This is a genomic window from Alteromonas sp. 38, assembly GCF_902506055.1.
In the GTDB taxonomy this organism is placed as follows: Bacteria; Pseudomonadota; Gammaproteobacteria; order Enterobacterales; family Alteromonadaceae; genus Alteromonas; species Alteromonas lipotrueae.
Window position 1 is genome coordinate 2610129 of record NZ_LR733300.1, and the last position, 15167, is coordinate 2625295.

Consider the following 15167-nt stretch of genomic DNA (forward strand, 5'->3'; position numbering starts at 1 on the left):
TCGCGTTGTATTGCCAGAATTGAATCATCGAGAACGGGCAGTATGCCCTCGATGCCATCATACCTTGCTCACATTTAAGAGAAATGCAAGCGAGCGGCTTTTGGCGTTTTCAATAAGTGCGTTTGTGTTTTTGGCCCTATCCCTACCTTTTAACTTTTTGACTTTTAAATCAAGTGGTCAGAAGCATAGTATCGATCTTCCCGGTGGTCTTTCAGTTTTAATGGAAAATGACTATTTATCGTTGGCTATTATTACCGGATTAGCGACGTTAATTTTACCCGGCATGGTGCTTTTAGGTTTTATTACCCTTGGGTTAGCACATTTAAACAATGCGAGAACACCGTTTATTAAGCGAATGTTTTATTGGGTAAGAGCCTTGCTACCGTGGAGTATGGCCGAGATATTCTTAGTTGGAACATTAGTTAGTTTGATAAAAGTCTCCGAACTCGCCGATGTAGCTATTGGTATGTCTTTTTACGCTTTTATTGGTTTTACCGCATTTATGGCTCTTTCTATGTCGAACTTTGACAGTACAGGGTTTGCGTTGTGGCTGCACGAAGGCAAGTTGCCACCACCAAAACCTTTAGAAGAAAAACAAGCCAGTGGCAGTATACAACGCACTTGGGCGCTGCTACTTACATCAACTATTTTGTATATCCCCGCTAACGTATTACCTATCATGCGAACTGAATTTTTTGGTCAAGAAACCCCAAATACCATTATAGGCGGCGTGATCACGCTGTGGGAGGGGGGCTCCTACCCCATCGCCATTATTATTTTAGTGGCCAGCGTAGTGGTACCAGTCGCTAAAATTATCATTCTGTGTTGGTTGAATCTAAGTGTTCAACTGGGCCGAACAGGCTCTACACAATTACGCATTCGCTATTACCGCATCACCGAAGCAATTGGACGCTGGTCTATGATTGATGTTTTCGTTGTCGCGGTATTGGTTGCATTGATTCAAATGGGTAATACACTTTCTATTTTTCCTGGCCCCGCAGCGCTTGCGTTTTGCGCGGTGGTCTTTACTACGATGATAGCCGCGATGACATTTGATTCACGGTTAATTTGGCAGCATTGGAAACAACTACCATGACAGAAGAGGCAAAAGTTACGTCCACAAAATCAATCTCTCGTATATGGATCATTCCCATATTAGTAGTAGTGGTTGGTGGCTGGATGGTTTATCAACAATGGAAAAACCAAGGGCCTCTGATCACCATAGAGTTGCAATCTGCCACTGGCATCGAAGTTAACAAAACCCCAATCAAAGTGCGGGATTTGGATGTGGGGCAAGTGAAAAAAATTACGCTTAAGCCTAACTTGGACGGTGTATTAGTAACTGCGCGCATCGATGCCAATGCATCTCACCTACTTACCGATAAAAGTGAATTTTGGGTGGTGGCCCCGCGAATTAGTTTTTCAGAAGTGTCCGGTCTAAACACCTTACTCTCTGGTAGTTATATCGCCATGGCGGCGAATGACAGCGGTAAAGAACAGCTTAATTTTATCGCCCTCGAGCGCCCTCCTGTAACACCTGCTGGCACACCTGGATTACACGTCATTCTGCAAAGCGATGATGAGTTTGCTTATAAACCAGGTGACCCCATCATTTATAAAGGCTTCAAAGTCGGTGAGTTTGAAGATGCGGTCTTTAATATTGAAGAACGTGTGGTGTACTACGATGCGTTTATTGAAGCCCCCTACCATAAGCTTGTTACCGAAAATACGCGTTTTTGGGATGTGAGCGGCGTAAAGCTTAAGCTTGAATCAAGCGGCGTAAAAATGGAAACCGGCAGTTTAGAAACCCTGTTAGCCAACGGTATTACCTTTGGTGTACCTGAAGGGGTTCAAATTGGTGAGCGAGTGGTAGAGAACGCGTTTTTTACTATTTACGGTGATATTGCTACTGCCTCCAATGCACGGTACAAGCTTGCCGCCGAGTATGTGCTTTTAGTTGATGAAAGTGTTCGTGGGCTTACCGTAGGCGCCCCCGTTGAATACCGAGGAATTGAAATCGGTAATGTAACGGCTATTAACTCGTTTCCTGCCGTGGAAGGCAACATACTTGAACGGGATTATCCCATCCCCGTCATTATTAACATCTACCCTGGAAAAGTCAGACAGCCGGACACAGAAGAAGGATTGAATGCCATCAAACAAACCATGCGCAATTGGCTTCGTAAAGATTTAAGGGCTACCCTCCGAATGGGTAATGTACTCACCGGTGGTCTTTTTGTAGACTTACAGCACGTTTCAAAACCTGACGACAGTGATGAGATAGCAGTGCTGAACGGTTACGAAGTGATCCCAACTGTATCTAACGAGTTTACGCAAATTACGCAAAAAGCAGATGCGATTTTAGACAAGATAAATCAACTGCCTTTGGATGACATGGTATCAAACGTATTATTGGCCGTAGAAGATATGAAACTGGCTGCGCAGTCTGTTGAAACGGCGAGTGATGACTTTGATTTGCTTATTGAAAATGTAGATACAGAGCTGCTTAACACTAACTTAAATCAAGTATTGATAAGCTTAGACAGCTTGTTAAAAAACTACAGCGAAGGGGGCTTGAGCCAGTCTGAAATCAAAGAAACGGTAGATACTATGCAAGATACTATGCGTAATCTTCAGCCTTTGTTATTAAAGCTGAATCAGTCACCGAATAGCTTGATTTTTACTGATAGCAATAGCGCTGGTATTGAACCAAAAGCGAAAAATTAGCGAAATAGAAACTTAGTCAACTAAGAACTAAAATACGTATAAGGCTTGTGGGTTTACGTAGGCAAGTAAATGCCAACCTAGAAGCGGCTGAGCTAAGCGCTATCTAAGTACTGTAAGGATAATAATGAACACTTTTATTAATAATAGGAATGCGCTGGTTTGCAAAGTTATTAGAGCAAGATTAATTTTCGCTGCTTTTCTTGGCGCTTCATTAGTAGGCTGTGCTTCATCTGGCAGCGCACTGCAATATTACTTGCTACATTCAACGACTTCGTCTTCTGCAACTGAGTATGAAACTGCCCCCCATGGTTTATTAATAAATAAGATTATCCTCCCCGATTATCTGAAACAACGAGGCCTTGTTTATCAAACCAGCTCTACCAGTTTACATATCGCGACTGATCACCTTTGGGCCGAGCCCCTTGATGAGGGTATTACTAAGTCATTAAAAGCATCGTTACGTACCCAAGGTGTAATGTTAGTTACCCATAATGTGAATGCTAAAGAGGTTAATGACTATTTAACCCTACAGATAGATGACTTTATCACTACATGGCAAGGCGATATTATTCTGAGCGGGCAATACGTTGTAAAGCACATAGACGATTCGCAGTCAGCACGGGATTTCGAGTACATACTCCCTCTTGAAGTCGATGGATTCCCTGCAAGTATCGAAGTGATGCGAGAAGCTATTCATGCCTTGGCGGAAAATATAGCTAGCGAAATCACTAAGGGATAACCCTATTTTTATGATTAGTGCCCTTAAAAAGTTTGTAGACCTTGGAACCGATGCATCGCTGTCTGACGATTTAAATCGTCGAATCAGAGTCGTTAACATGTTTTCTGCGGTTGGAATGACCGTGACTTTTTTACTTGGGTTTCGGGCACTGTTTGCACAAGAAGCCTTCTTAACCTGCGTGTTATTTTCTTCCACCATACTGTTTGCAATATCTCACAAGTTACAGGCCATGATAGGGGCAAAGCGAGGCAGTTTCATTTCTGCTACCGTTTTAATTGCCTGCCTCATGTCACTTATGCTCACACTAGTCGTGACTGGCGGTAGCGAAAATACGGGGCCGCTTTGGATATTTACCGTCCCCTCCGTCACCATGTTTTTTACTGGTTTTCGCCGGGGGCTAATGGCGCTAACAGGTTTTGCGGCAGTTATTATTGTCATATTTTTTGCACCCGATAATGCCTTATTGGCGACAGAGTATTCTTTCGAGTTTAAAACTCGCATTGTCTATACTTTCATCACGGTTTCTTTCCTATCCGCATTTTATGAGTATAGCCGTCAACGTAGCTACAATACGGCCATGTATTTGAGCGAACAGTTTGAACGTCAAGCAAGATATGACCCTCTAACTACCCTGCTAAACCGCAGAGGAGGCCAGCAGCAGCTTGAGCAGGAACTCAGCAGAATGCAGAGAAACAAAAAATCGTTTTCTATCGCGCTCGCTGATATCGACCGCTTTAAATCTATAAATGATACCTTCGGACACGATGCGGGTGACGAGGTATTAAAACAGGTTGCCGGCGTTTTCAACAGCCGCTTGCGCGCACAAGATGGCCTATCGCGATGGGGCGGCGAAGAATTTTTGTTTATTTTTCCAGAAACTAATGAGCAAGATGCGAAGATTGTGACTGAACAAATAAGAGGAAATCTGAGTGCTAAAGCCATTCCGGTTGACGACAAATCTCACCGTGTCACGTCAAGTTTTGGGGTGTGCGAGATTACGCCATCAATGACACTTACTGCTGCGTTAAACTTGGCCGACCAAGCGTTATACCAAGCAAAAAATGACGGTAGAAATAAAGTATGTACTGCAACAGAGCTTAAGCGTAAAAGTAGTCGCTAGACTTATCAACCAGTGATATCCCCTCCCGAAAATCCTTTTCACGTGTAAGTATTGATCTCCCTAAGTCTTTACATTTATTGACTCACGTTTAGTTACAATTGATGAATAACTTTGACACAGTTTGACGTTAAACTACGCTCAGGTAATTTTTTCAAATAAGACCCGATTATGAAATGGATGAAATTCATACTTCCCGTTGCCATCCTGGTAGTGAGTTACTTTATAATGAAAGGCATTGAGGCCTCTGCCTCAGATTCAGCCATAACGGAAGCGGTAGACACTCGTCCCACCGTCACTATCGAGCAAATTGATGTCGAGAGCTCTGTCATCACATTATCTTCTTATGGAGAAGTGCAGCCGCTAGAAAGCACTAATCTTGCGGCTCAGGTCTCTGGTGAGGTTGAGTCTTGGAACCCCAAATTTGTAAGTGGCGGACTGGTTCGTCGAGGTGAAGTGTTATTCTCGGTAGAAAAAGACGCCTACGAGGCAGCACTATTACTCGCGCAAGCTAACCTTTCCAGTGCACAAGCACAATTAATTCAAGAGCAAGCACAGGCGGATGTAGCAGCACTAGAAGCCAAATCTATGCCTGATGCTAGGATCACCGACTTGTACCTTAGAAAGCCACAGGTTATGAGTGCACAAGCAGCGGTTAAATCGGCAGAAGCTCAACTCAAAATTGCCAAGCGCGACTTAGATAACTGTGAAGTAACTGCTCCTTATGATGCTCTCATTATTTCAAGAGAGATCAGTACCGGCGATTATGTTACCCAAGGGACTACCGCTGCGGTTATCAATAATATTGAGCAGGCAGAAATCACCTTCCCAATCGCAGGCTTCGACCGGGTATTTTTAGATGAAGACACCCTAGGGAAAAAAGCAATACTTACCCTAGACGATGTAAGCAAAACACAAGTTACCGCCACTATCCACCGCGATACGGGGGTTATCGATAGTGCCACCCGCATGACGCATTTTGTAGCCAGAATTGAAGACCCTTACGCCTTAAATGCAGCCAAACCCATCGTTAAATTCGGCACCTATACCACGATTAGCTTTAAGGGCAAAAGACTAGAAGATGTGTACCGTATTCCTCAAGAATTAGTGACCAACCGCACACTTTGGACAATAGATGAACAAAGTAAGTTAGTCTCGCAAAAAATTCAGGTTATTCGTGAAGATGGCAGCGATTTTCTTATTCAAGGTAATTTCAACCCGAACAAAGTGGTGATGTCTTTACCTGAATACCCTCAAAATGGCATGGAAGTAAAAGTCATCGATAACAGCGCTGATTTTGTGGCGAACAGCGACACCGCGAAATAGGAGCGCCACCATGAATAAAACGAATTCCGAAACTGGCATCATCGCGTGGTTTGCTAATAATGCCGTGGCGGCTAACCTATTAATGATATTTATCATTTTGATGGGCTTAGCCAGTTACTTTACGATTCAGCGCCAAATGTTTCCCAACATCGAAATAAACTACATTACGGTGTCGGCACAATATCCTGGGGCATCTCCCCAAGAAATAGAAGAAAGTATTCTTATTAAGGTAGAAGAGGCGCTAAAAGACGTTACCGAGATTAAAAGAACGGTAGCTCGCGCCTTTCGTGATTCTGGAACCGTTACACTTGAAATCGATACCGATGAAGAACTTACCGATGTACTCGATAAAGTGAAACTAAGAGTTGACGGTATTGCTACCTTTCCTGCGGGAATGGAACCGGTAAATATTTCGCAAATTGAGTTTCAACAAGACGTAATTGAAATGCCATTGGTGGGCGACTTACCCCTGCCCGAGCTTAAAGTTATCGCCAAAGAAATTGAAGATGAGCTGCTTCAATTAGGCAACGTGTCCTTAGTAGAAATATCTACGCCCAGTGATGAAATTGCCATTGAAATAAAACCAGAAATGCTGCGTAAATACAGCCTTAGCATTGCCGATGTTAGCCGTGCGATAAGCAACTATTCCACTAATATTTCTGCCGGGCAATTGCGTACCAACGCAGGTATTATTTCTGTTCGGGTAGAAAACCAATATTACAGCGGCACTGAGTTTGCCCAAATTCCAGTTAAGATTGGTACTGCAGGTGCAAAAGTGACTTTAGGTGACATAGCCACAATTAAAGATGGCTTTACCGAAGGCGAACGCTACTTTAAATACAATGGCAAAAACGCCATTTACATGTCGGTAAGTGCGACTAAATCACAAAATACCATCCCCGTTGCTAACACGGTGAAAGCTTACATTGAGCAGAGAAATAAAACCCTTCCAAATGGAGTGAGCTTAGAAATACTGGTAGATATGACCTACTACTTGAATGCTCGCTTGGACATGATGCTAAAAAACCTGTTTCAAGGGTCCATTCTTGTCGCCTTGATGCTAACCCTATTTCTACGTTTCAGGCTAGCCTTGTGGGTAATGGTAGGCTTACCGGTTTGCTTCTTAGGTGCCGTTATGCTGATGCCGATATTTGGCATTAGTATTAATATTCTTTCGCTATTTGCATTCATTATGGTGCTGGGTATTGTGGTAGACGATGCCATTGTCATAGGAGAAAGTGCCTATACGGAAATAGAAAGCAAAGGCGGCGGTATTGATAACGTAGTACGCGGCGCAAAGCGTGTTGCTACGCCAGCCACATTCGGTGTTTTAACAACCATTGCGGTATTTGCTCCGTTTACCCTAAGTAGCGGCCCTGAAGGAGCCTTCTTCTACAATATCGCTATTGTGGTTATCTTTTGCTTAGCGTTCAGCCTGGTTGAATCAAAGCTAATACTACCAGCACATATTGCACATACACACTTTACACCGATTAAAAAAGGAAGCTGGCGGGATAAATTTAACGCTCGATTCTACGGCTTTGTAAACGGCCCTTATAAACGAACGGTAGAGCGTGCGTTAAAGTGGCGTTGGGCGGTATTTTTCCTTTTCTTCGGTATTTTGATGATTAGCGTTGGGCTAATCAATGCAAACTATGTGCGTATGGTACCCAACCCGAAAGTACCTCATGATTTTCCTAGCGTTCGCATTGAAATGAATGAAAACGTGTCGGATGCTGCCACCATCACCGCGTTAAAAACCATAGAACAAACGATCTTAGACGTTGAAGAACAGGTTATTGAAGAGTTTGGCACCGGTATGATCCGCGACAGACTCGCTTTCAACGAAGAACGCACCCAAGGCCAAATTTTGACCCCCTTAGTGCACGAAGACAAGCGCCCTATTGATACCTTCGAGTTAGCAAGACGCTGGCGAGAAGCCATACCAGAAATTCCTGGTATGAAGTCATTCACGGTAATAGATGATGTGAATGGTGGTGGCGATGATGGCGAGTTTGGCTATCTTTTATTTGGCCCTGATATCAACACATTGAACGCTGCAGGTTTGAAGTTTATTGAAATGCTGCAACAACAAGATGGACTATTTGATATTAGTTCAACCATAGATCCTGCCAGCAAAGAAGTGCAATTAGTCATGTTGCCCGTGGCGTACGACTTAGGTTTAACCCTTTCTGACATTGCTTCTCAAGTTGGTGCTAGCTTCTATGGCGGCGAAGCCCAGCGTGTTATTCGTAATGGTGAAGAAGTGAAGGTGATGGTGCGCTATCCCGAACTTACCCGTGAGCGTTTTGCTGATTTGAAATATACCGTTATCAAAACGCCCGAAGGCCGTGACGTAATGCTAGGTGACATCGTGTTGTTGGAAGAAAAGCCTGGCATTAGTTATATTCGCCGTGAAGGTGGTTATCGCAGCGTGTATGTGTGGGGCAACATTGATGAAGAGGCGGTGGAGCCTAATGAAGTAGTAGAACAAATTCGTGAAAAATTACTGCCACAACTTCAAGAAGAATTCCCATCAGTGATGACCGAGCTTGGCGGCGATATAGAAGAACAGCAAGCCCAGCAAAACGAGCAAATTTTGTTTTTCTTAGCCGCGATGATTATGGTTTATATCCTTCTAGCAGTGCCCCTTAAAAGCTATGGGCAGCCGCTTATTATCATGTCTGTCATTCCCTTTAGTTTTACAGGCGCGATATGGGGTCATTTCTTACTGGGCCTCGATTTAAGCATGATGTCTACTTTCGGTCTTATCGCTGCTGCTGGTGTTGTAATAAACGACTCGTTGGTAATGACCGATTTTGTGAACCAACGCCGCGCCCAGGGCTACAGTATTAAAGAAGCGGTAACCGAAGCCGGAAGTGCTCGCTTTCGGGCTATCACTCTGACCTCCATCACTACCTTCGCCGGTGTACTGCCGATTATGTTTGAAAGTAGCCTACAAGCTGCGTTCGTGGTGCCCATGGCGGCCGCTCTTGGTTTTGCTGTACTTTACGCCACACTGGTCACGCTTATTTTAGTACCGTGTTTATATTTAATATTACTCGATTTAACCATTCCGTTTTCATGGATAAAAAACAACGTTTTTCGACAGAAAAGGTCTTTAAACCTTAATGTGAGCAATGGGATTGAACTTGAGAATGAGTAGTCTTTCCTTGCTCATTTTTCAGCCTTCGATTTAGCGACATTTTAAAGTGCAGAATAATGGTATCGTTCACATTACTAACTCATTTATTTAAACGTTATATTTTAGGAAGTTAAATGAAACTTAATCAGGTTACTTTGCCCGTAAAAAATATGAACGATGCGGTTAGTTTTTACTTAAAGCTCGGCTTCACTCAAATTGTCGAAACACCTCACTACGCTAGGTTTTCATGCCCAGACGGCGACTCTACATTTTCTTTATCGCTTGAAAATGAAGAGCTTCAGAATAACTCGGTAATCTATTTTGAACACAAAGACCTAGATGAGCTTTGTAAAAACTTATCACAAAAAGGTATTCAGATTGTGCAACCCCCTACGGAACAAAGTTACCTTTGGAAAGAGGCTATTCTGAAAGACCCTTCAGGTAACAAAATCAAACTCTATTGGGCTGGCGAAAACCGCTTGAACCCACCGTGGAAAGTGGAAATACGCGTATAACAAGCCCATTAAATATCTCGCAGGCTCATTGGGACAAAAACACATAGCTTAGTGACAAAGGAAGAATTTATGTTCAAGAAGTACTTGTTGATCTCTCTGTTGATTTCCACGTCGACATTTGCAAAAACTTTTCAGGCTAAAGATTTTACCATCGAATATGATGAGAATGTTTCCATTTCAATCGTTGAACAACTAGCATCAACGATCAGCGCAAATAGAAACGTTGTAAAAGCTTATCTTAACCAGTCAGTAGAATATCAAGGTACTCCTATTCAGGAAGATGTAATTGTATACATTTCGAAAAAACGCCGGACACCCTATCAGGATTGGAATACGATCCATATTCCAGAAAAAAGGGTGCTATCCGCTTTTTCTAAAGACAAATCAGAAAATAGCGGCATGGCTGTAATTCACGAACTGACACACGTCTATGCAGTCAGTTATTTTCGTAAAAAGAAGAAAAATGGATACGAGGACCGTTTTTTCGATGATGGCTTAGCAGTATTCCTACAACATAGATTTGGTGAGACCCCCGAATACCCTAACTTTGGCCAAGATCTATATAGAGCAGTCGCCGAAACTTCAATAAGTTACGGAGGATTGATTCCTCTAAAAGAAACAGAAAATGTAAGGCATTCAGCAAAAACAGGCAAAGGCAGAAAGCTTGCTTATCTGCAAGAAGGTGCCTTTACACAGTTTTTAATTGAAAACTACGGTTTAGGTCTATACCTAAAAATTTATGCTGGAGAGGATTTGCAATCAGTTACTGGTAAAACGTTTAGTCAACTGGAGAACGAGTGGGCCACATTGATTGGACGTTTCGCGCTCTAGCAAAACGTTGTGGCTACAACGCATATACGCAGGGCCCTAATACACTTGATATTGAGCCCCACGCAAACGTTAGTCATACATTATACCAATAGACATTATACCGATGGGCAAGCCCCCACATACCAGAGGGTATCGTTGTTAGAGTACAGTGTAACGGTCCCCCACGTAGAACCTAACATTGCGTCATCAGACCCATTTGCAAAATAGTCAGGCGCAAAGAGATTACCGGTGCTGTAAGCCCTACCCGCAACTTTATGATAGTAGTTGCTAGTTGTAAACTCGACACAGGAACTGCTACCACCGTTTCCTCCGCCATTGTTACCCCCTCCAGTACTGCAAGATTGTGCAACCCCGAAGCACGACACATCATTGTCTTGCCAAATACAATTGCCGTCGCTTTGTACTGCTTCAGTGAGTTTGAACGTGTCAGTTCCGTACTCCAAATAGCAGGTGGCGTATTCAGTGTATCCCAAACGACCTGCAGAAATGTGCTCGGATAGTGTTGCGGTAACGCCAGCGTCAATGAAGACATTCAGCTGAGTATTGCTCGACAAGCCAGCCGCATCATTGGCCGTTATCGTGATGTTTTGCTGGCCACCAGGCAGATCACAGGCTGTGGCAGAAAAAGACAAACCTTCGATAGTGGCGCTAATATCGCCGGTTGAATAGCTTACGATGACATTAGTAAGATCTTCATTTTCATCGTAAACATCACCAGACACCGCCGCGCATTGACCTGAAACGTTCGCAATTGCATTGGATATAACCGGAGCAATTGGCGGTGGCGGCGGGCCTACTCGCGCCGTTAGCTTTGTTTCTGCAGACACCGCCCCTTCATTATCCACTGCTGTCACAGAAACCACATACAACGCATCTGCAAGTGCAGCACTGGTGATTAAAAAACGGTCATCAGACTGGGTAATCGCTGTATATTGATAAGCGTTTCCTATATTGTCACTAATAAGTACATTGATTTGATCAACGCTTCCCTCTTCATCAACGGCACTACCTTGCACAATTAACTGCCCACCCGATTCCTGCGCGGTTACACCACTAAGTACGGGCGCTTGATTGCGGTCCACTCGCTTATTATTATCAATGAAGAACTGCCCCAAGTAACTAGCGTAGTTAATACCGCTCCCATTGATATAAGAGCCACTGGCACCGTCCCCACCCGACCATGCATGGTCCACTCCGTTTAGCCACAACATTGATACACGCCCTTCTTGCCAGAGAACTTCTTCAGCAGTGCGACCTGTAGCACCAATAATAGAATTGCCCGCTAGTTCAGAAACACCGTATACATCCGCCATCCCTTCAGCATTTTGCCGGTTGTAACAAGTATCAACGGTGGTATCTGCATCACCATGAGCGATGGAGGCAATTTGATCATCGAAGGATGCGGTATAACTCCCGGCATATTGTTGGCAGCGAGTGGCAACATCAGCGTATTCACAACTACCAATAGCACCGCTTGAACTTGTACCTATACTCGGCCCGGCACTGATTCCCATGCCAGCAAACACATCTGGCGCTAAACAAGCCGTGGTATTAGCAAATGCTGCGCCGGACGACAACCCAGCAATGTACACTTGATCAGCATCGATGCCATAGCTGCTATCAGCGGTTAGTGTGTTAGCCAACGACAGTAAATTAGCGTAATCACCTGCACTACGAGATTTAGCGCCCTGCCAATAGGACCAACAGCTAAATCCAGCTTTATTCATTGCATCGGGCACAGCAATTACCATACCGTAACTTTCAGCTGCTTCCTCAAGATTGGCACTGAGGTAAGCGCTTATCGACTGTGTGCATCCGTGTAATACCACTAATAACGCCCGTCCTTCACCAATAGGCGATTGGGTATCGGGGGTATATATGTGCACATTGTTAAATCCGCCTGCAGCAACGTTTTGTTGCCAACTACCAGCACTCACCCCCAGTGAAGTGAATAAACACACCATACTAGCCAACAAACTATTGCCAATAATGCGTATTAACGTAAATCGTTTACCTAATATCATAATCATGCCCTCTCATTTATTACCCACACACTTTAATTTACATATTATTAACCTTTAATTAGCAAAACAGATGTAGAACTTTCGTACTGAGGCTAGCCGTCGGTCATCGAAAAACCGTCGACCGTAGATTCGGTTTAGATAATAATCAGACGATGAAGTGGTTATTTTTGGGGAAAATTCATGATTAGAGAAATCACAAAATTAGATTTTGAGTCATTTTGGCCAACGTTTTATTCGGTAATTCAAGCCCAAGAAACGTATGCGTTTGATCCCAATATGACGCTGGAAGAGGCATATTCCTTGTGGTGTGAAATACCATTGAACGCGTACGTGTTTGTTGAAAGTAACGCTGTTCTTGGTACTTATTACATTAGGCCAAATGCCATGGGTCCGAGTAGCCATATTTGTAATTGCGGTTATATGGTATCACCTGAAGCTAGGGGTAAAGGCATTGCTCGTCTTATGTGTGAGCACTCACAAAAGAAAGCCATTGAGCTTGGCTTTGATGCTATGCAATATAATAGTGTGGTATCGACTAATAATGTAGCTGTTAGGCTTTGGGAAAAGCTCGGTTATTCCATTATAGGTACAATACCTAAGGCATATAAACACGGTCAATTAGGACTTGTTGATAGCTACATTATGTATAAATGGCTGCGCATATAACAAGACCGCCTTTGATGGGCAGTAATGCGCTGAGTCGATTACAGCGCGATGCCTTGTCAAAACCCGGCATTAGCTCCTCAATCGTACTATTGGGTATAAATGACATCGCTTGGCCGGGTACGCCTTTTGCGCCTGAGACGTCATTACCGAATATAGAGCAACTAACCGCCGGATTTACACAGCTTGTTAAGCAGGCACATATGCAAGGCGTCAGCATGATAGACGCAACAATTCCCCCTTTTCAAGGGACACTTGAGGGCACGCCAATTACCCACTATTACAGCGATGAGAAAAATCAGTTACGCCTTGCCTTAAATGAATGGATAAAAACCAGCCAGGCCTTCGATAACGTAATCGATTTTGACAGTATTTTACGATACGCCAACGCGTTAAACCACATCGCACCTGAATATGACTCTGGTGATTATATTCATCCCGGAGAGGCAGGAAACAAAGAGATGGCTTACGGCTTTGAGCTTAACGTACTGAATAATGCACTCTCCAGAAGCAAAAATAGTCCCCAGAACTGGTGACGTTGGCTCAGAACCAATACTATCGGGCATGCTTGAAAATTCAGATAGAAAAGGGCCTGAAATCAGGCCACACTTTCTAATAACACGTGCTTGAGAACTTTACCTGCGCCATTGCGTGGCAACACGTCAAGTACAACAGTAGATTTGGGTATTTTGTATTTCGCAAGGTGCGACGCTAAGTAGTGATTCAACCCTTCAAGATCAAGGCATTTCACATCAGAATTACACACCACAAATAAACAACCAACTTCTCCCCACTTGTCGTCGGGTACTCCAATCATTGCGCATTCAAATACCTGAGGGTGTTTCAACACCACCGCCTCTACTTCAGCGGGATACACATTTTCACCGCCAGAAATAAACATGTCTTTTTTTCTATCAACAACCCGATAGAAACCTTGCTCATTTTGTCGGGCAATGTCACCTGTTTTAAACCAACCGTCAGCAGTGAAACTATTATTAAACAAAGCCGACTTTCGCCAGTAACCTTTGAATAAGTTAGCTCCTTTTACTTGCACTTCTCCAGGTTCCCCAGCTTTCACTATATTACCTTGTTCGTCTAGCAACCGAATAGTCAATCGTGGGGGGCTCGTACCAACGCATCCTGCACTTTGGTCAATTAAGTTAAGCTGGTGCGGCATTCCCAACAAGGAACCTGTTTCACTCATTCCATAACCATCCACTATGGCAATTCCGTCATTTAACCATCGTCGAATTTGCACTTCTGGGTGAGGAGCCCCACCGGTCAGTAATGCCTTCAAATGCTTCAAGTTAACCGGGTTGAAACTCGCTTCTTGTCGAAGCGCATTGGCCATTTGTGGAATACAAAAGTAGTGAGTAATTCCTAACTCGGAATCGGAAAGCCTTTCTAACGTTCGTTCAGGTATAAAACCGTCTGATATAACTAACCTGCCACCGTTGTAGAGTACCGGCCTGACAGATGCAATCAGTCCGATAACATGAAACATGGGGGATTCAGCCAGAAATACACTGTGTTGGTCCACTTCGTAAAGTAACGTAGAATTAAGTACGGTTTCCATTAAGGTAGCTTCAGTATGGATGGCACCTTTAGGCTGTCCTGTCGTTCCCGAGCTATACAGAATTAAACTCGCAGCATCGTCATCAAACGCGATTAAATCTTCCCCGCTAATAGCCGCAGTATCACTAATAAGGTTGTCGATGGGCTCGAATGCTAAACCAATCTCAGCGGCTTTTTCGTCGCCAAAGACTAATGAAGGTTCGCAGTCATCAAGCAAGCTTTCAATTTCGAACAAGGCAAGACGCCAGTTCAAGGGGACAAAGATAGCCTTACACCGTGCACACGCTAAATGTAGGGCTACCACCTCGGCTCTGTTTTTACTCACACAGGCCACTCTATCCCCTTGCTTTATGCCACGTTGTAGCAAATACGCAGAAAACTTACTGACCAACAGATTATATTCGCTGAAGCTCCAACTACGATCGTAAGTAAGGTCTTGCACCGCTAAGCTGTCTGGTCGAAAATTTGCCTGAAATGTCAGAAAGTCCATCTGTGTCATTCTCCC

General features: G+C 43.8%; 12 protein-coding genes. 10 read left to right on the forward strand and 2 right to left on the reverse strand.

Going from position 1 to position 15167, the window contains the following annotated elements:
• Window positions 1-100 precede the first annotated feature (100 nt).
• From FLAVO9R_RS11340 to FLAVO9R_RS11375, 8 genes are all read left to right on the forward strand, one after another.
• Window positions 101-1096 carry a paraquat-inducible protein A gene (locus FLAVO9R_RS11340; protein WP_232370633.1) on the forward strand — a complete coding sequence of 332 codons (996 nt, stop codon included), beginning with the start codon at window positions 101-103 and terminating at the stop codon, window positions 1094-1096.
• Complete coding sequence (pqiB, locus tag FLAVO9R_RS11345) at window positions 1093-2727, forward strand: intermembrane transport protein PqiB (RefSeq protein ID WP_159531362.1); 1635 nt, start codon at window positions 1093-1095, stop codon at window positions 2725-2727. Before FLAVO9R_RS11340 ends, pqiB begins: the two co-directional genes overlap by 4 nt.
• A gap of 124 nt (window positions 2728-2851) precedes the next feature.
• Window positions 2852-3466 carry a PqiC family protein gene (locus FLAVO9R_RS11350; RefSeq protein ID WP_159531364.1) on the forward strand — a complete coding sequence of 205 codons (615 nt, stop codon included), beginning with the start codon at window positions 2852-2854 and terminating at the stop codon, window positions 3464-3466.
• A 10-nt stretch (window positions 3467-3476) separates the two neighbouring features.
• A complete protein-coding gene (locus tag FLAVO9R_RS11355; protein ID WP_159531366.1) occupies window positions 3477-4586 on the forward strand; it encodes a GGDEF domain-containing protein in 1110 nt (369 codons plus the stop codon).
• Window positions 4587-4754: 168 nt separating this feature from the next.
• Window positions 4755-5909: an efflux RND transporter periplasmic adaptor subunit gene (locus FLAVO9R_RS11360; protein ID WP_159531368.1), complete on the forward strand. Its 1155-nt coding sequence runs from the start codon at window positions 4755-4757 to the stop codon at window positions 5907-5909.
• 10 nt (window positions 5910-5919) lie between these two features.
• A complete protein-coding gene (locus FLAVO9R_RS11365; protein ID WP_159531370.1) occupies window positions 5920-9075 on the forward strand; it encodes an efflux RND transporter permease subunit in 3156 nt (1051 codons plus the stop codon).
• A 113-nt stretch (window positions 9076-9188) separates the two neighbouring features.
• Window positions 9189-9569, forward strand: a complete 381-nt coding sequence (locus FLAVO9R_RS11370) for a VOC family protein (RefSeq protein WP_159531372.1) — start codon at window positions 9189-9191, stop codon at window positions 9567-9569.
• A gap of 69 nt (window positions 9570-9638) precedes the next feature.
• Window positions 9639-10400, forward strand: coding sequence for a hypothetical protein (locus tag FLAVO9R_RS11375; RefSeq protein WP_159531374.1), 762 nt, complete (start codon window positions 9639-9641; stop codon window positions 10398-10400).
• 95 nt (window positions 10401-10495) lie between these two features.
• Here the strand turns inward: FLAVO9R_RS11375 and FLAVO9R_RS11380 are convergent, their stop codons facing one another.
• Window positions 10496-12430: an extracellular catalytic domain type 1 short-chain-length polyhydroxyalkanoate depolymerase gene (locus FLAVO9R_RS11380; protein WP_232370634.1), complete on the reverse strand. Its 1935-nt coding sequence runs from the start codon at window positions 12428-12430 to the stop codon at window positions 10496-10498.
• A gap of 174 nt (window positions 12431-12604) precedes the next feature.
• Between FLAVO9R_RS11380 and FLAVO9R_RS11385 the strand changes: the two genes are divergently transcribed.
• Window positions 12605-13090, forward strand: coding sequence for a GNAT family N-acetyltransferase (locus FLAVO9R_RS11385; protein ID WP_159531376.1), 486 nt, complete (start codon window positions 12605-12607; stop codon window positions 13088-13090).
• Complete coding sequence (locus FLAVO9R_RS11390; RefSeq protein WP_159531378.1) at window positions 13075-13623, forward strand: GDSL-type esterase/lipase family protein; 549 nt, start codon at window positions 13075-13077, stop codon at window positions 13621-13623. Before FLAVO9R_RS11385 ends, FLAVO9R_RS11390 begins: the two co-directional genes overlap by 16 nt.
• A gap of 62 nt (window positions 13624-13685) precedes the next feature.
• On the opposite strand, the gene FLAVO9R_RS11395 is transcribed toward FLAVO9R_RS11390, so the two are convergent.
• Window positions 13686-15161 carry an AMP-binding protein gene (locus tag FLAVO9R_RS11395; protein WP_159531380.1) on the reverse strand — a complete coding sequence of 492 codons (1476 nt, stop codon included), beginning with the start codon at window positions 15159-15161 and terminating at the stop codon, window positions 13686-13688.
• Between the last annotated feature and the right edge of the window lie 6 nt (window positions 15162-15167).

Excerpts from the sequence above, each read along its gene's own strand:
- FLAVO9R_RS11395 (WP_159531380.1), bottom strand. The coding sequence starts at position 15,161 with ATGACACAGATGGACTTTCTGACATTTCAGGCAAATTTTCGACCAGAC.
- FLAVO9R_RS11355 (WP_159531366.1), top strand. The coding sequence starts at position 3,477 with ATGATTAGTGCCCTTAAAAAGTTTGTAGACCTTGGAACCGATGCATCG.
- FLAVO9R_RS11350 (WP_159531364.1), top strand. The coding sequence starts at position 2,852 with ATGAACACTTTTATTAATAATAGGAATGCGCTGGTTTGCAAAGTTATT.
- FLAVO9R_RS11380 (WP_232370634.1), bottom strand. The coding sequence starts at position 12,430 with ATGATTATGATATTAGGTAAACGATTTACGTTAATACGCATTATTGGC.
- FLAVO9R_RS11360 (WP_159531368.1), top strand. The coding sequence starts at position 4,755 with ATGAAATGGATGAAATTCATACTTCCCGTTGCCATCCTGGTAGTGAGT.
- pqiB (WP_159531362.1), top strand. The coding sequence starts at position 1,093 with ATGACAGAAGAGGCAAAAGTTACGTCCACAAAATCAATCTCTCGTATA.
- FLAVO9R_RS11375 (WP_159531374.1), top strand. The coding sequence starts at position 9,639 with ATGTTCAAGAAGTACTTGTTGATCTCTCTGTTGATTTCCACGTCGACA.
- FLAVO9R_RS11385 (WP_159531376.1), top strand. The coding sequence starts at position 12,605 with ATGATTAGAGAAATCACAAAATTAGATTTTGAGTCATTTTGGCCAACG.
- FLAVO9R_RS11365 (WP_159531370.1), top strand. The coding sequence starts at position 5,920 with ATGAATAAAACGAATTCCGAAACTGGCATCATCGCGTGGTTTGCTAAT.
- FLAVO9R_RS11390 (WP_159531378.1), top strand. The coding sequence starts at position 13,075 with ATGGCTGCGCATATAACAAGACCGCCTTTGATGGGCAGTAATGCGCTG.
- FLAVO9R_RS11370 (WP_159531372.1), top strand. The coding sequence starts at position 9,189 with ATGAAACTTAATCAGGTTACTTTGCCCGTAAAAAATATGAACGATGCG.